This is a genomic window from Sphingomonas parva (ex Maeng et al. 2020) (genome assembly GCF_004564275.1).
Classification (GTDB): Bacteria; Pseudomonadota; Alphaproteobacteria; order Sphingomonadales; family Sphingomonadaceae; genus Allosphingosinicella; species Allosphingosinicella parva.
In genome coordinates, this window is record NZ_SPDV01000001.1 from 55,585 (window position 1) to 76,923 (window position 21,339).

Below are 21,339 nucleotides of genomic sequence, written 5' to 3' on the forward strand. Positions count from 1 at the left end.
CGCTTGGGCGGGCGTCCATTCGCTCCTATCTGGTAGATTATGGCCCGTCCGCGTCCCGCCACTTTCGACAAGAAGAAGATCGTCGCCGAGAACCGGCGGGCGCGCTTCGATTATGCCATCGACGACACCTATGAAGCGGGAATCGCGCTGACCGGCACCGAGGTTAAGTCGCTGCGCTTCGGCGAAGGCTCGATCGCCGAGAGCTATGCGGAGGTGAACGAGGGCGAGGTCTGGCTGGTCAACGCCAACATCCCCGAATTCAGCCACGGCAACCGCTTCAATCACGAGCCCAAGCGGCCCCGCAAGCTGCTGCTGCACGAACGCGAGATCGCCAAGCTGCACGGCGCGGTGGCGCGCCAGGGCATGACGCTCGTGCCGCTCTCCATCTACTTCAACAGCCGCGGCCGCGCGAAGGTCGAGCTGGCGCTCGCCAAGGGCCGCAAGGCGCCGGACAAGCGCGAATATCAGAAGGAGAAGGACTGGAAGCGGGAGCAGGGAAGGTTGATGCGTCAGCATGGCTGACCGATCGCGCCTCGCCCGCTGGGCCTCGAACAACATGCCGCGGCGGGAAGATCTGGCCGAGAGCCGGTGGATCAAGCCGTTCGGCCAGCGCGTGCTGCACAGCGAGTTCTGGCGCTTCACCCGCCGTTCGGTGCCTCGCGGCGTCGCGGTCGGCCTGCTGGTCGGCATTTTCGTGATGATTCCCGGCCTGCAGATCGTCGGCGCGGCGCTGATGTGCGTGCCGGTCCGCGGCAACATCCCGATCGCGGCGCTGATGACCTTCCTGTCGAACCCGCTGACGACGCCGTTCATCCTGCTGGCGTCGATCTTCATCGGCAATGCGCTCGGCTTCCATGCCGATCCGAGCACCTTCTACGCGCTCTACGACAAGGGCGCGGGCCCGGGCGAGTGGCTGGCCTGGCTTTTCTCGGACGCCGCACCGTCGCTGGTCAGCGGCCTGTTCGTCATCGCCTTCGCCTCCGCGGTCGTCGGCTACGTCCTCACCATCGGCATCTGGCGCTGGTGGCAAGGGAAGAAGTGGCGCAGGCGCGCCAGACGGCGGGGAGCGGAGATTTGAACCGCGGCACGCGGCTGCTATCCCGCTGACATGGCCACTTCCGCGTCTCCGCGTTCCGGCAATGCCGCGATGCCCGTGCTTCTCGTTCTCGGAGCGGCGGCGCTGTCCGCCGCGCTTCTCCTCTGGGCGATCGGAGACAGGATCTTCGCTTCGGTGTTCTGCGCCGGGGTGATCGGCCTTGCGGTGCCGTTCCTCCTGCTCGACCGCCGCCGAGCAGGCACGCCGGCGTTGGAGGCCGCCCCGCGCCACGACATTTCCCTGCTCCGCTCGGCGCTCGACTGCTCGGCCGATGCCGCGGCGGTCACCGACTCGGAAGGCCGGCCGCTCGCCGCCAATGCCGCCTGGCACAATTGGTTCGGCCCCGGCGGCCCGCTCGATCTCGCCGGCGGCGAGACGCTGCGCGAGGCGCTGGTCGCCGCCCGCCGCGACGGCGCCGCGGAACGGCACGGCCTCTCCCTCGGCGGCGTTCCGGCCTCGGCGGCGCTGCGAAGCGCCGGGGCGGACGGCGGCCATGTCGTCTGGACGCTATCGCGGCCGGCGGAGAAGGACATCACGGCCGACGCCCGCCGTCTCGTCGCCGGCGAGACCGGCGACCGCCTGGGCCTCGCCGGCGTGATGAGCCTCGTTGCCGATGCCGACGGCAATCTGATCGGCGCCAGCCGCGCTTTCCTGGTTCGCGCGACGGCGGACGGCAGCGCCGTTCCCGGCACGCCATTGGTCGACCTGCTGACGGTCAGCGCGGAGGGGGCGCTGCAGTTCGCGCGAGAGGGCAAGAACGGAACGCCGCTCCGGATCATCCAGGCGCCGCTCACCGACGCCGCCGAGGACGGGCCGAGCCTGTTCCTCCTGCTCGACGAGGCAGGTCCGATCGGCCGTGACGGCGGCGCGAACATCAACGCCCTGCTCGAGATCCTTCCGCTCGGCCTCGCGCTCGCCGACCGCGATGGGCGGTTCGTCTATCTGAACTCTGCGTTCCGACGCGCCGCCGGCCTGTCGCGCGACGAGGAGCCGACCTGGCCGGGCGACCTCGTCGTCGACGAGGACAAGGCCGCGGTCTCCGATTCGGTGCGGCGCTTCGCCCGTGGGCCGTCGATGTCGGGCGACATCGCGGTCCGGCTGCGCAGCAAGGCCGAGGAGCCGGTGGCGCTCACCGTCGCCGGTGCGCGCGGCCTTGGCGATGCCGCCGTCCTGCTTTCGCTCAAGGACAATACCGAGGAGGACCGGCTGAAGCGGCAGGTCGCGCAGGCGACCAAGATGCAGGCGGTCGGCCAGCTTGCCGGCGGCGTGGCCCACGACTTCAACAACATCCTGACCGCGATCATCGGCCATTGCGATCTCATGCTGATGCGCCACACGCCCGGCGACAGCGATTATGACGATATCCAGCAGATCCGCTCCAATTCGAACCGCGCGGCCGGGCTGACCCGCCAGCTGCTCGCCTTCTCGCGGCAGCAGACGCTGCGGCCGCAGGTGCTGCAGCTGCCCGACGTCATCGCAGAGGTCACGACCCTGCTGAGGCGCCTGCTCGGCGAGACGGTGAAGCTCCAGGTGAAGCACGGCCGCGCTCTCGGGCCAGTCCGCGCCGATCCGGGCCAGCTCGAACAGGTGATCGTCAACCTGGCGGTCAATGCGCGCGACGCCATGCCCGACGGCGGCACGCTCACCATACAGACCTATTCGGTCTCCGCCGACGACGTGCGGCGAATGGGGAGCGAGATCCTGCCGATCGCAGATTATACGGCGCTGCGCGTCTCCGACACCGGCACCGGCATTCCGGCGAACGTGCTGCCGAAGGTGTTCGAGCCGTTCTTCACCACCAAGGAAGTGGGCAAGGGCACGGGCCTCGGCCTCTCCACCGTCTACGGCATCGTCAAGCAATCGGGCGGCTTCATCTTCGCCGAATCGCAGCCGGGCGAGGGGACGAGCTTCGTCATCTACCTGCCGGTGAACCGCGCCGAGGCGAGCACCAGCGGCCGCAAGGCGAAGGAGACGGCCGGCGAGCTCTGGGGCAGCGGCACGATCCTGCTCGTCGAGGACGAGGCGACGGTTCGCGCGGTGGCCGAGCGGGCGCTGACCCGGCACGGCTATACCGTGCTGCTCGCCGAGAATGGCGAGGCGGCGATCGAGATCCTCGAACGCGAGCGCAAGATCGATCTGATGATCTCCGACGTGGTGATGCCGACGATGGACGGGCCGACCACCGCGCGCGAGGCGCGCAAGATGCTGCCGGACCTGCCGATCCTGTTCATTTCGGGCTATGCCGAGGAGCAATTGCGTCAGTCGATCGACCTGGAACGGGTGTCGTTTCTGGCCAAACCCTTCTCCGTCCAGAAGCTCGCCGAGGCCGCGCGCGACGCCCTTCACGCGAAATAGTTGTTTCGCAACGGTTTCAAAGCCACTAAGCGAGCAGCCGTGACCAACTCTCGTTCCGTTCTGATCGTCGAAGACGAATCGCTGATCGCGATGATGCTCGAGGACTTCCTCGACTCCATGGGCCATCAGATCGCCGGGACTTGCGAGAGCGTGCCGGAAGCGATGGACCGCGTCGGCGAAGGCGGCTTCGACGTCGCCATCCTCGACGTCAACCTGAAGGGCGAGCGCATCTGGCCCGTGGCCGACCGCCTGCTCGAGATGGGCATTCCCTACATCCTCGCGACCGGCGGCCATATCGAGCCCCCGCCCGCCGCCCATGCCTCGGCGCCGGTCCTCTCCAAGCCCTTCACCATCGACGCGATCGAGCCTGCGCTCAGCGAGGCGTTTGCGGGGTGAGCCGCGCCCTCGCGTCCGCGGGGGCTTTGCTTGCGGATGCGGCGCTCGCGGCCTTCTTCCCGTCTGCGGGAAGGATCTAGCCGATGTGGAAGCTGCTGCTCCTGCCGATCCTGGTCTACGCGGCGATCCTCGTGCTGATGTTCGCGCTGCAGACGCGGCTCGTCTTTCCCGCCGGCCTGGCCGCGCAACAGGGGCCGGTGCCGCCCGGCACCCGTGCGCTGTCGCTCGAGACGCCGGACGGCGAGACCCTGCGCGGCGTGCACATCGCCGGCGCGATGGGGAGCAGCGATCCGCTGCTGCTCGTCTTCCCGGGCAATGCCTGGAACGCCGCGGACGCCGCAGCCCTGGTCCACGACATCCTTCCCGACCACGATGTCGTCGCCTTCCACTATCGCGGCTATGCGCCGAGCGGCGGCAAGGCGAGCGGGGCGGCGCTCAAGGCCGACGCGCTGCGCGTCCACGAGGCGGTGGTACGCCGCTTTCCTGGGCGGCCGATCATCGCCTGCGGCTTCAGCGTCGGCACTGGCGTCGCTGCCTCGCTGGCCGGCAAGCGCGACCTCGCCGGGCTGGTGCTGGTCACGCCGTTCGATTCGCTCGCGCGGGTCGCCGGCGGTCATTATCGCTGGCTGCCGGTGCGCTGGCTGTTCCGTCACGCGATCAACGCGGCGGGAGCGCTGGAGGGCAGGGCGGTGCCGACCGCGATCGTCGCTGCAGGGGGCGACACGTTGATCCCTGCGGAGCGCACCGACGCGCTGCGGCGGCGCGTGCCGAAGCTGGTGTTCGACACGACGATAGAAGACGCAGGCCATAACGACATCTATGCGCATCCGCGGTTCCGCCGCGCGATGGCAGAGGCGGTTGCGGCCGTCGTGCCCCGAGCAGTGAAGACGCCCACGCCGCGACCTTAGGAGAAATAGGTGTTCTACTCTTGTTCTGGTGGAACATCCGTGGTACAAGCCTACTCACGCGTTGAATGGGCGGCGCGGCTCGCATAGGAGTGGTCACGCCATGGTGGCATCCCTCAAAGTCGTTGGATCTTCTGACAATATGGACAAGCAAAAAGCCCTCGACGCCGCCCTGGCGCAGATCGACCGCGCCTTCGGCAAGGGCAGCGCGATGCGCCTGGGGTCGCGCGAGGCGATCCAGATCGAGGCGATCTCGACCGGCTCGCTCGGCCTCGACATCGCGCTCGGCATCGGCGGCCTGCCGCGCGGCCGCATCGTCGAAATCTACGGGCCGGAGAGCTCGGGCAAGACGACGCTCGCCCTTCACGCCATCGCCGAGGCGCAGCGCAACGGCGGCACTGCCGCATTCGTCGACGCCGAGCACGCGCTCGATCCGGTCTATGCCAAGAAGCTGGGCGTCGACGTGGACGAGCTGATCGTCTCGCAGCCGGACACCGGCGAGCAGGCGCTCGAGATCACCGATACGCTCGTTCGCTCGAATGCAATCGACGTTCTCGTCGTCGATTCGGTCGCGGCGCTGGTCCCGCGGGCCGAGATCGAGGGCGAGATGGGCGACAGCCACGTCGGCCTGCAGGCGCGTCTGATGAGCCAGGCGCTGCGCAAGCTGACCGGATCGATCTCCAAGTCCAAGTGCCTGGTGATCTTCATCAACCAGGTCCGCATGAAGATTGGCGTGATGTACGGCAATCCGGAGACCACGACGGGCGGCAACGCGCTGAAATTCTACGCCTCGGTGCGTCTCGACATTCGCCGCACCGGCCAGATCAAGGACCGGGACGACATCGTCGGCAACACCACGCGCGTGAAGGTGGTGAAGAACAAGGTCGCGCCGCCGTTCAAACAGGTCGAGTTCGACATCATGTACGGCGAGGGCATCTCGAAGATCGGCGAGATCCTCGATCTCGGCGTGAAGGCCGGACTGGTCGAGAAATCGGGCGCCTGGTTCAGCTACGATTCGGTGCGGATCGGGCAGGGCCGCGAGAACGCCAAGAACTATCTCCGCGAGAACCCGGAGATGGCCGAGCGGCTCGAGCGGGCGATCCGCGGCAAGACCGAGGAAGTCGCCGACGCGTTGATGGTCGGGCCGAGCGCCGAAGACGACGTCTGATGGTCGGCGCGCGAGACGCGCGCCTGCGAGAAGGAAGGAGAGGGCGACGGGCCGGAAGGCTCCGTCGCCCTTTTCCTATTCGGGACGGATCGCGGCGATGCGATCGGCGGTGTCGTCCGAGACGACCCACGTCATCGCCTTTCGCGCGAATGCGACGTGATAGGTGCGTTGCCCTGCTCGTTCGGCGATCAGGCGGATCTCGTGGACCGGCGCGACCGAACGGAACAGGGCGGCGACGAACGCCGACGCAAGGTCTCCGGCCAGACGCCGGGCGTCCGGTGCGAACAGGGAGGCGGCATGGCTTCCCACGAGAACGGGGCGAACGCGGCCGCGGGCGCGACGAACCTGGACCGGGGTGCAATCTCGGCACAATCAGGCGGGACGGCTTTCGATCTCCTGGATTTCGACCTCGCCTTCGTCGTGCGTGTCGCGCGACGGCAGCCGGTTCGCCCAGAGCGCAACCGCGAGGGCGAGGGCGCCGCAGCTGGTGAAGCCGATCAGAAACGGCAGAGTCGTGCCGTCGAAATGCTGGCCGATGACGAAGCCGATCAGCGCGCCCCCGATCGTGGTGATCACGCCCTGCAGCGACGATGCCATTCCCGCGATATGACCGAGGGGCTCCATCGCCAGCGCGCCGGCATTGGCGCCGATCAGCCCGAAGAAGATCATCGTCCCGGCCTGGAGCGCGACGAAGCTCCACAGGCTTTCGCCGAACAGCTCACCGAGGGTGAGATGGGTAGCGGCCACCAGGGTGAAGGCGGAGAGCGCGACCAGCAGGATTCGACGCGAGCCGAGCCGCATCACCAGTTTCGAATTGGCGTAGGAGCTGAGCGCCATCGGACCCGCGATCAGCGCGAAGACCAGCGCCATCATCTCGGGGCGGTGGAAGACGTCGAAGACGATCTGCTGGATCGAGTTGATGAACGCGAACAGCGCACCCATCAGCAGCGTCTGGGCAAGAGTGTTGCCGATCGACTGGCGAGTCCGGAGGGTCGTCCACGCCGCCTCGCCGATGCTGCCGAGCGAGAGCGGCCGCCGCTTCTCGGGCGCAAGCGTCTCGGGGAGCCGCATCAGCACCCAGGTCGCGAGAACCGCGCCATAGACTCCGAGAGCGATGAAGATGTGGCGCCATTGCCCGACGGCGAGGATCGTCTGGCCGAGGCTCGGCGCGAGCACCGGCACGATCATGAAGACGATCATCGCCAGCGACATCACCTGCGCCATCGCCGGGCCCTGGTAGCGATCGCGGACGATCGCCACGACGAGCACGCGACTTGCCGCCGCGGCGATCCCCTGCAGTACGCGGGCGGCGAGCAGCAGGGTGAAACTGGACGCCACGCCGGCGACCAGGCCGAAGATGCCGTAGAAGACGAGCGCAACCGCCAGCAGCCACTTGCGCCCGAACCGGTCGGCGAGCGGCCCCCAGAGCAATTGCGCGACTCCGAAGCCGAGCAGATAGGCGGTAATGACGAGCTGGCGCCTGTTGTCTTCCACGACCCCGAGGGCGTCGCCCATCGCCGGCAAAGCGGGGAGCATCGCGTCGATCGCCAGCGCGTTCGACGCCATCAGCGCGGCGACCAAGGCAATGAACTCGCGCATGCCGGGTCCGCTCTGCTGTGCCTGGGCGGACGTGGTGCGATCGGACATGCGGGACTTCCTCGAAAGCTGGGCGGGTGCCGTGGCCGACGCGGGAGCTGGAGGCAAGTTCCAATGCGCGGGCAGCCGAGGTGCCGGGAACAAGCGCGCCGGTGCCGGATTGCCTGCAGCAGGAGAAGGAGGCGAAGATGAGCGACGCGCGCCAGAACGATCAGGCCGGAAACAGGACCAGCGGACAGGACGACGGCGAGGAGCGGCCGCGGCAGCAAGGCGGCGATGAGCCGGCGAGCGCGCTCGGCGGCGGCACCGCGACCCGCTCCAGCACGGCCGAGGGACCGGATCCCGCCGAGGCGCAGGAATAAGCGCGGCGACTGGCCACGCCGCCGGAAAGGCGGCGGGCGACCGTAAGGCCGCCCGCCGGTCGTCAGGCGAGGCGGCCGTTCATCTCGATCGGGCGAGCCATGTTGAAGTAATTGGGCGAGGTCGCCATCACCGCGCGGTGGATCTCCTCAAATTGCTCGCGGGTACCGTCGCCCTCAAGGGTGACGACGTAATCGAGACGGCGGTAGCCGGCAGGCATCTCCGGATCGAGGCCGAGGAAGCCGCGAAGGTCCAGTTCGCCGTCCATGTCGATGCGGCACGCATCGAGCGCGATGCCGCGGATCGCGGCCTGGGCGACGTAGCCGACCGTCATGCAGGCGTTCACCGCCGTCATCAGCAGTTCCTGCGGATTTGGCGCGGTGTTGGTGCCGAGCAGCTCCAGCGGCTCGTCTGCCTCGAGCGTGAAGCTGCGGGCGATCTTTTCTCCGCCGAGCCGGTAGCCCTCGACGGTCGAGGTCGACCGCGTCTGCCCTTGCCACGCCGTGCGGACGCGGAAGCCGACGATGGCGCGGCTCGGGTCCTGCTGGATGGCCTCGACGGTATTCTGCAGGGCCTCGAGGTCGAGGCCGTTGACCGGGGGATTGCTGGTCACGTCCAACATGTCGTGTCTCCTGTCTCTGGTGGGTCGCTCAGTAGAATGCCGGTGCGACCTGGTTGATGTGGGTCTGTGCTGCGCCCCCAAGGGCGGCGAGGGACGCCTGGAATTTCGGATGGGTCATGCCGGAGCCGATGTAGCTCCACCGCAACGCCTGGTGCTGCTGCGCCTGCAGCGTGGCGCGGTGGTCCGGGTCGAGCGCTCGCCCGGTCGCGGCTTCGAACGCGTCGAGGTTCAATCGGGTTTGCGAGGCAAGGCCGCCGTCGAGAAAGGCGCCCATCTCGAGATATTCGTCGACGGCGCGGGCGATGCTTTCGGCATTCCGGCCGGCGGCGAGCGCCTCGACCATCAAGGTGTCGAGCCTGGCGTGCTGGGCCTCCTCCATCCAATGGTGCTTGAGCAGGCTCTTGAACAGCGGATCGACGCCGGCGTCGTCACGAATGCTCTCCAGATAGTGGCGCTGGCTCATCCACTCGATGTGGAGGATCAGCAGGGCGACGGCGAGGACGTCGTGGCGGAGGATCTCGGCCGCGATCGCCTGGGCCGGGCCGATCATCTCGCACGGCGTTCCGAAGCTTGCGGTGAACAAGGCGTGGAACTGCCGGAACAGCTGGATGTGCTTGGCCTCCTCGCCGGCAAAGCCGAGCAGGGCCCGCACGCGCAGATCGTCGCCGTCGAGCTGCGGCCGGGCGTGGTCGAGAACGAACGGCAGGATGAATTCCTCGACCAGGCCGAAGATGCTCAGATATTCGTGGCCGCGGATGTGGTTGAGGATCCGGCGCTCGTTGCTGTCGACGCCTGGGGCGGCGTCGGTGCGCGCCAGCGCCTCGGGCATGAAGTCGCAATTGAAATCGAGCTTCGCGCCGGGCGGCAGAATGTCTTCGATCCGCCATGCTGCGCGAGCCGATGCGTCGAGCACCGCGCCGTAGGTGAAATTGTGGTGATACATCTCGATCTCCTTCGGGGACGGCCGGAGCCGCGAGCTACGCAACGGGTCCGGCCGCGGCGGCCGAACGAAACGGCAGAGGCAGCCGGGACGCGCGGCGCCCCGCGCGGAGCCTCGCTCATTCTCGACATGCTCTGGTCTGGCGTGCAGGCTCGTTGGTCCCCGCTGCATCGCCGGTTGCGCGAGCCTGGAATGTAGGACATCCTCGAAGGCGTCCGGTCCGGCAGGCTCGCGCCCTTGATATTGGATCTCCGCGGCGCGGAGAATGGCCGAGATACCGGGAAACTTGCTCCAGACGCCTCCGCGCGAGGCGGAGGCACAAGCATGGGCGTGCTGCAGGCCGTGGTCTCGGCAATGAAGCTCTCGGGGAGCGTGTTCCTCGAGGCGGAGTTCAGCTGCCCGTGGTGCGTGACCTCGCAGATCGGCCCGGAGGATTGCGCGCTCTTCTTCAGCGAGCCGGCGCACGTCATCTCTTATCATTACGTCGTCGAGGGCGCGCTGCTCTGCGCCGTCGGAGACGCTCCGCCGGTCGAGGTCCGGGCCGGCCAGGTGATGCTGGTCCCCAGGAACGAGAAGCACCGGCTCGGCAGTTGGATGGATGCGCATGCGCCGAACGCCCGCGACCTCATCCAGCCGCCTGACGAGCGCGGCCTCGTTCGCATCGCCTGGGGCGGCGGCGGCGACACGTGCCGGATGTTCTGCGGCTTTCTCGGCACGGTTGCGCCGATCAACGCTTTCCTCCTCGGCCTCCCCAGCCTGCTGGTGGTCGACCTCGACCCGGGGAGCGCCGGTTGGGTCGCGAGCTCGTTCGAGTTCGCCTCGACCGGCCTCAGCGCCCGCTCGCCCGAGCTGGTCGGGCGCCTGGCCGAATTGCTGTTCGCCGAGGCGGTGGAGCAATATGTCGACGCGCTGCCGGCGGGCCAGACGGGCTGGCTCGCGGGGCTCAAGGATCCCCATGTCAGCCGCGCCCTGGCGCTTCTCCACACGCGCTTTGCTGAACCGCTCACCACCGAGGTGCTGGCCCGGGAGGCCGGCCTCTCGCGGTCCGCGCTTGCCGAAAGGTTCACCATGCTGATCGGCGAGCCGCCGATGCGCTATCTCGGGCGGCACCGGATGAACGTCGCAGCGAACCTGCTGCAGGAATCCAGGCAGAACGCCTGCAACGTGGCCTATGCGGTCGGCTTCAACTCGGAAGCCGCCTTCAACCGCGCGTTCAAGAAGGAGTTCGGCGTCCCTCCCGGTGCGTGGCAGAAGGCGCGGTGCCAGCCCGCGGCCACGGCAGCCTGAGACGGGGCGCTGCCCCGTGACCAGGTCGTTGGGAAAGGGGTGTCCCCTTCGCCCGAGTTGCGCACCGTCACGAAGTCGTCACTTATGGCTGCTTGTCTCCGGAAGACGGATAGGGGCGACAGCATGCCGGCAGCAGCATGAACGGGAGCGAGGAGATCGAGCTGAAGCTCGAGCTGCCCGTCGATGCGGTCGACCGGCTTCGCGGCCTGTCCCTGCTCGGCCCGCCGGACGAGGGGCCGAGGACGCAGGTCTCCACCTATTTCGACACGCCCGCCGGTCATGTCCGCAAGGCCGGCTATTCGCTGCGGGTGCGGCGAAAGGGGCGGTCGTTCGTGCAGACGGTGAAGGAGAAGGGCAAGGAGACGGGCGGCTTTTCGGCCCGGGGGGAATGGGAGCGGCGGATTGCCGGCCCGGGCCTCGATCTCGAGGCGCTGGGCGAGACGCCGGTGGCCAGGCTGGTCGCCAGGAAGAAGGTCCGCAACGCTCTCGCAATCGCCTCCGAGACCGATGTGCAGCGCACCACGTGGCTGGTCAGGCGGGACGGTACGGCGATCGAGCTGATTCTCGACGTGGGCGAGGTACGCGCCGGGGCACGCCGCGACACGGTCTGCGAGATCGAGCTCGAGCTGAAAAGCGGCGAGCGCGGCATGCTGTTCGACCTGGCGCGTGAGATCGGCGCGGAGATCCCGCTACGCCTCGGCGTGCTGAGCAAGTCCGAACGTGGCTTCGAGCTGACCAAGCGACGCCCGCGCATCCACAAGGCCGAGGCGCCGCAGATTGCTCCGGAGGCCTCGATTGCCGACGCTTTCGCCGCCGTGGTGCAATCCTGCCTGCGCCATTTCCGCCGCAACGAGAGCCTGGTGGCGGAGGCGCGCGACAGCGAGGCGGTGCACCAGCTGCGCGTCGCGACGCGGCGCCTGCGCTCCGCTTTCTCGCTGTTCGAGCCCGTGCTGGCGGGGCCCGAGCAGGACGTGCTGAGAGGCGATCTGTCCCGTCTTTCCGACCTCATCGGACGCGCCCGTGATCTCGATGTCACGATCGCAGCGCTGCGGCGCCGGTCGGCGGGCAGCGTGCCGCGCGGCGAGCTGCCTCGCCTGAAGCGCGCGCGGACCGACGCTTGTGACGAGCTCCTCGCCTGCCTTCGTTCGGACGATCTCCCGAGGCTGTTCCTCGACGTGGCGGCGTGGGCGGAGGCGGGGCGATGGCGCGAGCATCCCCGCGCCAGCCGGAGCATCGAAGCCTTTGCCGAGGAGAGGCTGGGACGATTGTGGCGCAAGGTGCGCAGCAAGGGCCAGACGCCCGGCGACCTCTCTCCGGAGGAGCGGCATCGCCTCCGCATCCGCGCCAAGAAGCTGCGCTACGCGGCAGAGTTCTTCGGCGGCCTCAGCCTGGGGGGCGACCGCCGCCGCTGGAAGCATTTCCTCCACGCGCTCGAGGCGTTGCAGGAGAGCCTGGGCCGGCTCAATGACGCGGAGACGCTTCGGACGATCTCGCCCGCCGCGTCGGTGGAAGTGGATTCCCCGCGGCTGCTGCGCGAGGCCGACGAGTCGCTGGCCGCGCTCCGCAAGATCGGCCCTTATTGGCGCTGATCCATGCTGCGAACCGGCGCTTGCGGCGGTGGCCCCGATGCGGGTAGCGGGCTGCTGAGCGGAGGGCGGCCGATGATCGTTGTGCACCATCTCGAGAATTCGCGATCGCAGCGCATCCTGTGGCTGCTGGAGGAACTGGGCCTCGACTATCGGGTGCAGCGCTACGAGCGAAACCCCAGGACCTTGCTCGCCCCGGGGATGCTGCGCAGCGTCCATCCGCTCGGCAAGGCACCGGTGATCGACGACGAGGGCCAGGCGATCGCCGAGACCGGTGCCATCGTCGAATACCTTGTGGAGAAAGCGGGCGGACGTCTTGGCCCGCCGGCCCGGCGCGAGGACGTGCTGCGTTATCGCCACTTCCTCCATTATGCCGAAGGCTCGATGATGCCGCCGCTGTTCGCGATGCTGGTGGTGAAGCGGCTCGGCCTGCTCGGCCGCCCCGCGCGCGCGCCGATCCAGAAGATGCTCGACGGCCATCTCGACTGGCTGGAGAGCGAGCTCGCCGCGCGCGACTGGTTCGCCGGCGATCGCTTCACGGCCGCCGACGTGATGATGAGCTTCCCCCTCGAGGCGGCCCGTTCGCGGGCCGGGCTCGACGAGCGGCGGCCCAACCTCACCGACTGGCTCGAGAGGATCCACGCCCGCCCTGCCTATGGGGCGGCGCTGCAGAAGGGCGGACCCTATGCTTATGCCTGATCTCACCCGCCGCGGCTTCGCGCTCGCAAGTGTCGCGGGAGCGATGCTGGCCGGGCCGGGAAGGGTGCTCGCGCAGGCATTGCCGGGCGCCGACAGCGCGCTTGGTTCGATCACCGGTGACGCGGTGCCGATCGCGCCGGCGGAGAGGCTCGCGCGAATCGCCAAGGCGCAGCGGCTGATGCGCGAGCGCGGCATGGGCGCGATCCTGATCGAGCCGGGTGCTGCGCTCGATTATTTCACTGGCGTTAAATGGTGGCGGAGCGAGCGGCTGACCGCGGCCTTGCTCCCCGCTGAGGGCGATCCGGTGATCGTGACGCCGTATTTCGAGGAGCCGTCGGTCCGCGAGAGCCTCGCCATTCCGGCCGAGGTCCGAACCTGGAACGAGCATGAGGATCCGTTCGCACTGGTCGCCGGCGCGCTGCGCGATCGCAAGGCGAGCGGGCGACCGATCGGCTATGAGGAGACGGTGCGCTTCTTCGCCGTCGACGGCCTGCGCAAGGCGCTCGGCGGCGTCACCATCGAGAGCGCGGCGCCGATCGTCCGCGCCTGCCGCATGGTCAAGTCCGCGGCCGAGCTGGCGTTGATGCAGAAGGCCACCGATGTGACCATCGCCGCATACCGCCACACCTGGCCGCGCATCGAGAAGGGGATGCGCCCCTCCGACATTGCCAGGATCATGAACGCTGCGACCACCCAGCTCGGCGGCAGCCCGGAATTCGCTTTGGTCCTGCTCGGCGAAGCAAGCGCCTATCCGCACGGCAGCGGCAAGCCGCAGGAAGTGCGCGAGGGCGAGGTGGTGCTGATGGACTGCGGCTGCACCGTTCACGGTTATCAATCCGACGTCTCCCGCACCTTCGTGTTCGGCGAGCCTTCGGCCGAGCAGCGCAAGATCTGGATGCAGGTGCGTCGCGGCCAGGAGATCGCCTTCCGCTCGGCGCGCCTCGGGGCGACCGCCGGAAGCGTCGACGATGCCGTGCGCCGCCAGTATGAGGCCTGGGGCTATGGCCCCGGCTATCGCCTCCCGGGCCTGTCACACCGCACCGGCCACGGCATCGGCCTGGAAGGGCACGAGCCGGTGAACTTCGTACACGGCGAGGCGACGCCGCTCGCTCCGGGCATGTGCTTCTCGAACGAGCCCGGCCTCTATTTGCCCGGCAAGTTCGGCGTCCGGCTCGAGGACTGCCTCTACATGACCGAGGCGGGCCCGCGCTGGTTCAGCACGCCGCCGCCCTCGCTCGATCGTCCGCTCGGCTGACTGCCCACCTGCTCGCCGGCCGGCCGGCGAGAACCCCGGGGTCAGAAGGGCTCGTCTCCCGGCACGGGGGCGGGGCGGTGCGAAGGCGCGTGCGGAGGCTCGATGTCCACCGGCTCGAGAGGATCGAGCTGGCCCTCCCAGCGCGCGACCACGGTGCTGGCGACGGCGTTGCCGACGACGTTGGTCGCCGAGCGGCCCATGTCGAGGAAATGGTCGATGGCGAGGATCAGCAGCAGGCCGGCCTCGGGGATGTTGAACTGCGACAGGGTGGCGGTGATGACCACCAGGCTGGCGCGCGGCACGCCGGCGACGCCCTTCGAGGTGATCATCAGCGTCAGGAGCATCAATATCTCCTGACCCCAGGTCAGATCGATCCCGTAGGCCTGCGCGATGAAGATCGTCGCGAAGGTCATGTACATCATCGAGCCGTCGAGATTGAACGAATAGCCGAGCGGCAGGACGAAGCTGGCGATCCGCGGCGGCACCCCGAACCGATCGAGCGCCTCCAGCGTGCGCGGGAAGGCGGCCTCGGACGAAGCGGTCGAGAAAGCGAGCACGATCGGATCGCGGATGTAGCGGACCAGCAGGCCGGTGCGGCGGCCGACGATCAGGAAGCACATCCCGATCAGCAGCGCCCAGAGCAGCACCAGGCCGAGGTAGAAGGTGCTCATGAAATAGCCGTAGGTGCCGAGGATCGACGGACCGCGCTGCGCGATCGTTGCGGTCACCGCCGCGAACACGGCCACCGGCGCGAAGCGCATGACATAATCGGTGACCTGCAGCATCACCTTGACCAGGGCCTCGACCGCACGAACCAGCGGCCGGGCCGGCTCGCCCACCGCGGTGATCGCGACCCCGACGAACAATGAGAAGACGACGATCTGGAGGATGTCGTTGCTGGCCATCGCGCCGATCATCGATTCCGGGAAGATGTGCGCCACGAACTTGGCGAAGTCGAAGGCCGAGCGGTCGACGCCCGCCGAGGCGTCGGCCGGGGGCAAGGGCAGGCCGAGACCCGTGCCGGGTTCGAACACCGTCACGAGGAGCAGGCCGAGTGTCAGCGAGACGAGGCTGGCGCAGAGGAACCAGCCGATCGCCTTGACGCCGACCCTGCCGAGCGCCGCGGTATCGCCCATGTGCGCGATGCCGACGACGAGCGTGGAGAAGACCAGCGGCGCGATGATCATCTTGATCAGGTGCAGGAAGATCGTCGTCGGGATGGAGATGTAGCCGGCGATCGTCTTGAGCTGCTCGTCGCCCGCGGGCGTGCCGCCGCCGAGCCCGAAGTTCAGGCCCCAGCCGACAATGATGCCGAGCACGAGGCCGGCGAGGATGAAATAGGTCAGGCGTTTCGCCACGAGCGGCTCCCCCCAGGATGTGCGGCCCGGCCTGCGCGGGCCGGGCATGTTGCAGCGATCCGTAGAGCAAGCAGCGGGGAAGGGGCAACGGGATGTTGCCTTTCGCCGTCACACGCGCCGCCGAAGCGGCGTCTCGCCGATAAAGCGGCGGAGACGATCGCCTCCGCCGCTTCCCCCTTGGTTCAGGCGGGAACGAGAACGTGCTGGACGACCTCGTCGGCGAGCTTGCCGTTGAGGTCTGCGAGATGATCGAACTCCGCCTGATAGGTCGCCAGACCCTGGCTCAGGGAGCGAAGCTCGGCGTCGAGGCCCTGCAGCTCCGCTTCCGGCAACAGCGCTTCGACCTTGTCCCAGCGCGACCAGCCCTCGCGCGTCGCCACTCCGAGCATCTGGCCCCGGCGGCTGGCGATGGCGGAGGTGATCCGTGACGTCGCGGTGGACGGAGAGAGGATCGTCACCCGGTGCACCGGCTCCAGCAGATGGGGCGAGGCGGCGGCGAGCGCCTCGGACATGGCGATCCGCCCGGCGGTTCGGAAGGCGATCTCCGAGCTGTCGACGCTGTGATAGCTGCCGTCGACCAAGGTGACCGCCACGTCGACGACAGGGAAGCCGAGCGGCCCCTTCGCCATGGCATCGCGAACCCCCTGCTCGACCGCGGGGAACCACTGGCGCGGCACGACGCCGCCGCTGATCCGCTCGGAGAATTCGAAGCCCGAACCGCGGGGCAGGGGGTGCACCTCGATGACGACGTCGCCGAACTGCCCGTGCCCGCCGGACTGCTTCTTGTGGCGGCCGCGCTGCGTCACCGGCTTGCGGATCGACTCCTTGTAGCCGATCGCCGGCGGGCGCGAATCGACGGCGACGCCGTAGCGCCGCTTCAGCCGCGCCAGCGTCACCTTCAGATGCTCGTCGCTGATTCCGTGCAGCCGCGTCTCGTGCAGCGCCTCGTCCTGTTCCCAGCCGAGCGAAGGATCCTCCTCGCAGAGCTTGTGCAGCGCGGTGGAGAGCCGGACGTCGTCCTTACGGTCGGTGGTCGAGATCGCCAGCGCGTAGTTGGACGCGGCGCGATCGCCCGGCGAGGTCGCCGCGGGCGCGCGTCCGCGCCCCAGCCATTCGCCCGGGCCCACGCCTTCCGCCTTGGCGATGGCGACGACGTCGCCGGTCTCGCCACGCGCGAGCTTGGCCAGCTTTTCTCCCTGAACCGAGAAGAGGGTGCCGACGCGAACCGCAGTGCCGCCCGACGTGACCAGCTCAGTGCCCTCGGTGAGAGCGCCGCCGAAGACGCGGGCGAGGACGAGCCGGCCCATCGACCCGGCGTGCGAGACCTTGAAGGCATAAGCGCAGTCGCCCGCTGCGCCGAGCCGCTCGGCGGCTGCTTCGGGCGCGGGCGCATCGTGACGGAGCGCCTTCAGGAGGCGGCGCACGCCGAAACCGTTGAGCGCCGAGCCGAACAGTACGGGCACGACGAGATTCTCCCGCGTCTCGCGGGTGAGATCGGCGAAGATCGTCTCGCGATCCGGCATCTCGTCCATGAGAAGCTGCTCGAGCAGGGAATCGTCATGGTCGGCGAGCTGTTCGAGCAGGTGATAGCGGTCCTGCGCCTCGCGATCAGCGAGATTGGCGGGGATGTCGACCGGCTCGGACGCCTTACCGAGCCGGTAGAGGAAGGCGCGTTCGAGCGCGAGATCGACGAAGCCGGTGATCTTCTCGCCGTCGCGGATAGGAATCTGGCGGGCGACGAGCGGCGACGAGCTCATCGGCTGCAGCGCCTCGAGCAGCTCGCGGATGCCGCCACGGGCCTGATCGATCTTGTTGACGAAGATGAGGTGGGGAACCCGCATCGCCTCCAGCCGGCGGAGCGCCGGCTCGGCGAGATGGGCACGGGCGGCGTCTGGATCGATCACGACCACCGCGAGGTCCGCCGCGGCGATGGCGAGATCTCCGTCGGCCGCAAAGCCAACGGACCCGGGCGTGTCGACGATGGCGAAGCGATCGCCGAGGAATTCCAGGTTCGTCAGGTTGATCTCGGTCGAGCCGCGGCGGGCCCGTGCCTCGGCGCTCGCATCGCCGACGCTGTTGCCGTTTTCGACGCTGCCCTGACGGTCGATCGCGCCGGCCGCGAACAGCAGAGCCTCGGCGAGGCTCGTCTTTCCCGCGCCGCCCGGTCCAACGAGCGCAATCGTCCTGGTGCCAACCGATCTTTCGGGCATGAGCTTTCCTCCGTTCGCTGGCGCGACACGCGGAAAAGCGCATGCGCGCTTGGACCGGCGGAGACTCCTCTTATTCGGCCGCAAGCGCAAGCGAGTCGCGCTGCCGGAGAACACGCGCCGCCTCGGAACGAGGCCGCCCTGTCGCGGGTTTAGACGCGCAGCGGAATTGCCGCTCAGTGCTCCGGTGGAGATTGCTTATGTCCCTCAAGACCCTGGCGACGCTGGCGTGCCTCTCGCTCGTCGGCACGGCCGGCGGCGTGTGGCTCGGCGGAGCGGCGGTCGGCGAGATCGACCCGTTCTTCTTCTCGGTGCCCGAAAGCAGCTTCGTCAGCGACCGAATGGCCTATCGCAGCCCGGATTGGACCGAGGTCCAGATCGGCGAGTACGAGCAGGAAGGCCTCAACGCCGGGATCGGCCAGGGCCCGATGCCGGGCGCCGTCTATGCGTCTCCCGCGGTCGCGACCTATGGTGAAAGCTGGGCGAGCGCTGCCGAGGACGCCGCCGCGGACAGGACGGCCCCGGCGACCGCATGGCGGCCCCGCGAGGAGCCCGCGCGCGCCTGGACGCCGCCAGAGGAGCCGGTGCGGGTCTGGCGCGCACGCGGGCAGTTGCCCGAGGATCGCGAGGCCGAGTGGCAGCAGGTCGAGCGCTATGCCAGCTACCGCATCGCCGATGAACCAGTGGCGGCGGAAGAGCCGGACCCCGAACCGGAAATCTATGCGGCCGCCCAGGAGATCGGCGCCGAATAAGCCGACGCGCCTCGGCCGAGCACCGGACGCGGCGCTTGCCCGGGCGGGGCGCCTCCCTTACATCGCGCGGCATGACCTCGACCAACGACATCCGCCGCTCTTTCCTCGACTATTTCGGCCGCGAGGGGCATCAGATCGTGCCTTCCGCGCCGCTGGTGCCGCAGAACGATCCGACGCTGATGTTCGTCAACGCGGGCATGGTTCCTTTCAAGAACGTGTTCACCGGCCTGGAGAAGCGTCCTTATTCGACCGCCACTTCGTCGCAGAAGTGCGTCCGCGCCGGCGGCAAGCACAATGATCTCGACAATGTCGGTTACACGGCGCGGCACCACACCTTCTTCGAGATGCTCGGCAATTTCTCGTTCGGCGACTATTTCAAGGAGCAGGCGATCAGCCATGCCTGGACGCTGATCACCCGCGAATGGGGGATCTCGCCCGATCGGCTGACCGCGACCGTCTACCACACCGACGACGAGGCCTATGAGCTCTGGCGCAAGATCGCCGGGCTGCCGGAGAGCCGGATCATCCGCATTGCGACCAAGGACAATTTCTGGGCGATGGGCGACAGCGGCCCGTGCGGCCCCTGCTCGGAGATCTTCTTCGATCACGGCGATCACATCCCCGGCGGCCCTCCCGGAAGCCCGGACGAGGACGGGGACCGGTTCGTCGAGATCTGGAACCTGGTGTTCATGCAATATGAGCAGGAGGACAATCAGATCGTCCGCGACCTGCCGCGGCCATCGATCGACACCGGCATGGGCCTGGAGCGCGTCGCCGCCGTCCTGCAGGGCGTCCACGACAATTACGACACGGACACGTTCCGCGCGCTGATCCAGGCCTCCAGCGAGCTGACCCGCACCGAGACGACCGGCGTCCGCCAGGCGAGCCACCGCGTCATCGCCGACCATCTGCGCGCCTCCGGTTTCCTGATCGCCGACGGCGTTCTCCCGGCCAACGAGGGCCGCGGCTATGTCCTGCGCCGGATCATGCGCCGCGCCATGCGCCACGCCCACATCCTCGGCGCGAGCGAGCCCTTGATGTGGCGCCTTGTGCCGGCGCTGACTGCCGAGATGGGCGCGGCCTATCCCGAGCTGGTTCGCGCCCAGCCGCTGATCGAGGAGACGCTGAAGCTGGAGGAGACGCGGTTCCGCCAGACGCTCGACAAGGGCCTGCGCCTGCTCGATGAGGCGACGGCCGGCATGGCGGCGGGCGATACGCTCGCCGGCGACGTCGCCTTCCGCCTCTACGACACCTACGGCTTTCCCTACGACCTCACCGAGGATGCGCTTCGCGCCCAGGGCTTCGGCGTCGACCGCTCCGGCTTCGACGCCGCCATGGCAGAGCAGAAGGCCGCGGCGCGCGCCGCGTGGAAGGGCTCGGGCGACAAGGCCTCGGACGATCTGTGGTTCGACATCGCCGAGGAGCATGGCGCCACCGATTTCACCGGCTACTCCGGCCACGAGGGCGAGGGCCAGGTGATCGCCATCGTCAAGGACGGCGCGCGGGTCGACAGCGCCGCCGCCGGAGACAAGGTGGTGATCGTCACCAACCAGACGCCGTTTTACGGCGAGAGCGGCGGGCAGATGGGCGACGCCGGCACGATCGAGAACGACGCCGGCCTGAAGGCCCAGGTCTCCGACACGTCGAAGCCGCTCGGGCGGCTGCACGCCCACCACGCGACGATCGCCGAGGGATCGGTGAAGGTGGGCGATGCCGTGAAGCTGGTCGTCGATGCCGAGCGGCGCGGCCGCGTCCGCGCCAACCACAGCGCCACCCACCTGCTCCATGCGGCGCTGCGCCACCGGCTCGGCGGTCACGTCACGCAAAAGGGCTCGCTGGTGGCGCCGGATCGCTTCCGTTTCGACTTCTCCCACCCCAAGGCGCTGAGCGCCGAGGACATCGCCGCGATCGAGGCCGAAGTGAACGCGCACATCCGCGAGAACGACGCTGTCACCACCCGGCTGATGAGCCCGGACGAGGCGATTGCCGCCGGTGCCATGGCCCTGTTCGGCGAGAAATATGGCGACGAGGTCCGCGTGCTCTCGATGGGCCGGGGTGGCGAGGGCAGCTATTCGGTCGAGCTGTGCGGCGGCACCCACGTGTCGGCCCTCGGCGACATCGCCTTGTTCAAGATCATCGGCGAGAGCGCGGTGGCGGCCGGCGTGCGCCGCATCGAGGCGCTGACCGGCGAGGCCGCGCGCCAGTGGCTGACCGAACGCGAGAACCGCCTGAAGGAAGCCGCTTCGGCGCTGAAGGCGGCGCCGGAGGAAGTGCCGGCCCGCGTCGCCAGCCTGATCGAGGAACGGCGCCGGCTGGAGCGCGAGCTCGCCGAGGCGAAGAAGGCGCTGGCGCTCGGCGGCGGCGCCGGCAAGGCCGAGGCACACGGTCCCGAGCAGATCGGCGGCCATGGCTTCATCGGCCAGGTGATCGATGGCATGGATCCGAAGGCGCTTCGCGGCCTGGTCGACGACGCCAAGAAGCGCGTCGGTTCGGGCGTGGTGGCGCTGGTCGCGGTCAATGACGGCCGCGCCAGCGTGGCGGTGGGCGTCACCGACGATCTCGCCGGGCAGCGCAACGCCGTCGATCTCGTCCGCCGCGCCGTCGAGGCGCTCGGCGGCCAGGGCGGCGGCGGTCGTCCGGACATGGCGCAAGGCGGCGGTCCGGACGGCAGCAAGGGCGCGGACGCGCTGCAGGCGGTGCGCGAAGCTTTGCAAGCCGAGGCGGTCGCCGCCTGAACGGCGTGCCCGCCATGATCTT

General features: G+C 68.7%; 19 protein-coding genes. 13 read left to right on the forward strand and 6 right to left on the reverse strand.

All coding sequences use genetic code 11. The annotated features are described in order from the left end of the window. Positions 1-39 precede the first annotated feature (39 nt). The 6 genes from smpB (at position 40) to recA (ending at position 5,920) form a co-directional block, all read left to right on the forward strand. Positions 40-522, forward strand: a complete 483-nt coding sequence (smpB, locus tag E2493_RS00255; protein WP_135082532.1) for an SsrA-binding protein SmpB — start codon at positions 40-42, stop codon at positions 520-522. Then, positions 515-1,078 carry a DUF2062 domain-containing protein gene (locus E2493_RS00260; RefSeq protein ID WP_135082534.1) on the forward strand — a complete coding sequence of 188 codons (564 nt, stop codon included), beginning with the start codon at positions 515-517 and terminating at the stop codon, positions 1,076-1,078. The genes smpB and E2493_RS00260 overlap by 8 nt, the downstream gene beginning before the upstream one ends. A gap of 30 nt (positions 1,079-1,108) precedes the next feature. Continuing rightward, on the forward strand, positions 1,109-3,451 hold the full coding sequence (locus E2493_RS00265; RefSeq protein ID WP_135082536.1) for a hybrid sensor histidine kinase/response regulator: 2,343 nt from the start codon (positions 1,109-1,111) through the stop codon (positions 3,449-3,451). Positions 3,452-3,490: 39 nt separating this feature from the next. Then, positions 3,491-3,847: a response regulator gene (locus tag E2493_RS00270; RefSeq protein ID WP_135082538.1), complete on the forward strand. Its 357-nt coding sequence runs from the start codon at positions 3,491-3,493 to the stop codon at positions 3,845-3,847. Between the two features lie 83 nt (positions 3,848-3,930). Continuing rightward, a complete protein-coding gene (locus tag E2493_RS00275) occupies positions 3,931-4,755 on the forward strand; it encodes an alpha/beta hydrolase (RefSeq protein ID WP_135082540.1) in 825 nt (274 codons plus the stop codon). Positions 4,756-4,894: 139 nt separating this feature from the next. Continuing rightward, entirely contained in the window at positions 4,895-5,920 is a 1,026-nt protein-coding gene (recA, locus tag E2493_RS00280; RefSeq protein WP_263854048.1) for a recombinase RecA, read from the forward strand. Positions 5,921-5,995: 75 nt separating this feature from the next. On the opposite strand, the gene E2493_RS00285 is transcribed toward recA, so the two are convergent. Both E2493_RS00285 and E2493_RS00290 read right to left on the reverse strand, forming a co-directional pair. After that, complete coding sequence (locus tag E2493_RS00285; RefSeq protein ID WP_135082544.1) at positions 5,996-6,229, reverse strand: hypothetical protein; 234 nt, start codon at positions 6,227-6,229, stop codon at positions 5,996-5,998. A gap of 63 nt (positions 6,230-6,292) precedes the next feature. Then, positions 6,293-7,567, reverse strand: a complete 1,275-nt coding sequence (locus tag E2493_RS00290) for a multidrug effflux MFS transporter (RefSeq protein ID WP_135082546.1) — start codon at positions 7,565-7,567, stop codon at positions 6,293-6,295. 137 nt (positions 7,568-7,704) lie between these two features. Here E2493_RS00290 and E2493_RS20960 point away from each other — a divergent pair, with 137 nt between their 5' ends. Beyond that, complete coding sequence (locus tag E2493_RS20960; protein ID WP_167737310.1) at positions 7,705-7,878, forward strand: hypothetical protein; 174 nt, start codon at positions 7,705-7,707, stop codon at positions 7,876-7,878. 62 nt (positions 7,879-7,940) lie between these two features. Here the strand turns inward: E2493_RS20960 and E2493_RS00295 are convergent, their stop codons facing one another. Both E2493_RS00295 and E2493_RS00300 read right to left on the reverse strand, forming a co-directional pair. Then, positions 7,941-8,498: an OsmC family protein gene (locus tag E2493_RS00295; RefSeq protein WP_135082548.1), complete on the reverse strand. Its 558-nt coding sequence runs from the start codon at positions 8,496-8,498 to the stop codon at positions 7,941-7,943. 28 nt (positions 8,499-8,526) lie between these two features. Further along, complete coding sequence (locus E2493_RS00300; protein ID WP_167737311.1) at positions 8,527-9,441, reverse strand: diiron oxygenase; 915 nt, start codon at positions 9,439-9,441, stop codon at positions 8,527-8,529. Positions 9,442-9,762: 321 nt separating this feature from the next. Between E2493_RS00300 and E2493_RS00305 the strand changes: the two genes are divergently transcribed. The 4 genes from E2493_RS00305 to E2493_RS00320 all read left to right on the forward strand — a co-directional run bounded on the left by E2493_RS00305 (position 9,763) and on the right by E2493_RS00320 (position 14,265). Then, positions 9,763-10,725: an AraC family transcriptional regulator gene (locus tag E2493_RS00305; protein ID WP_135082552.1), complete on the forward strand. Its 963-nt coding sequence runs from the start codon at positions 9,763-9,765 to the stop codon at positions 10,723-10,725. 137 nt (positions 10,726-10,862) lie between these two features. Further along, on the forward strand, positions 10,863-12,314 hold the full coding sequence (locus tag E2493_RS00310; protein WP_135082554.1) for a CYTH and CHAD domain-containing protein: 1,452 nt from the start codon (positions 10,863-10,865) through the stop codon (positions 12,312-12,314). 72 nt (positions 12,315-12,386) lie between these two features. Beyond that, the gene (locus E2493_RS00315) at positions 12,387-13,010 is read left to right on the forward strand and encodes a glutathione S-transferase family protein (RefSeq protein WP_135082556.1); all 624 of its coding nucleotides are present in this window, start codon (positions 12,387-12,389) and stop codon (positions 13,008-13,010) included. Then, a complete protein-coding gene (locus E2493_RS00320; protein WP_135082856.1) occupies positions 13,003-14,265 on the forward strand; it encodes a M24 family metallopeptidase in 1,263 nt (420 codons plus the stop codon). The genes E2493_RS00315 and E2493_RS00320 overlap by 8 nt, the downstream gene beginning before the upstream one ends. Before the next feature lie 41 nt (positions 14,266-14,306). On the opposite strand, the gene E2493_RS00325 is transcribed toward E2493_RS00320, so the two are convergent. Together E2493_RS00325 and E2493_RS00330 are read right to left on the reverse strand one after the other, a co-directional pair. Next, positions 14,307-15,623, reverse strand: coding sequence for a dicarboxylate/amino acid:cation symporter (locus E2493_RS00325; protein ID WP_135082558.1), 1,317 nt, complete (start codon positions 15,621-15,623; stop codon positions 14,307-14,309). A gap of 182 nt (positions 15,624-15,805) precedes the next feature. Continuing rightward, positions 15,806-17,833, reverse strand: coding sequence for an elongation factor G (locus E2493_RS00330; RefSeq protein WP_135082559.1), 2,028 nt, complete (start codon positions 17,831-17,833; stop codon positions 15,806-15,808). Between the two features lie 197 nt (positions 17,834-18,030). On the opposite strand from E2493_RS00330, the gene E2493_RS00335 reads away from it, so the two are divergent. Together E2493_RS00335 and alaS are read left to right on the forward strand one after the other, a co-directional pair. Next, positions 18,031-18,582, forward strand: a complete 552-nt coding sequence (locus E2493_RS00335) for a hypothetical protein (protein WP_135082561.1) — start codon at positions 18,031-18,033, stop codon at positions 18,580-18,582. A gap of 71 nt (positions 18,583-18,653) precedes the next feature. Then, positions 18,654-21,317, forward strand: a complete 2,664-nt coding sequence (gene alaS / locus E2493_RS00340) for an alanine--tRNA ligase (RefSeq protein ID WP_135082563.1) — start codon at positions 18,654-18,656, stop codon at positions 21,315-21,317. Positions 21,318-21,339 lie beyond the last annotated feature (22 nt).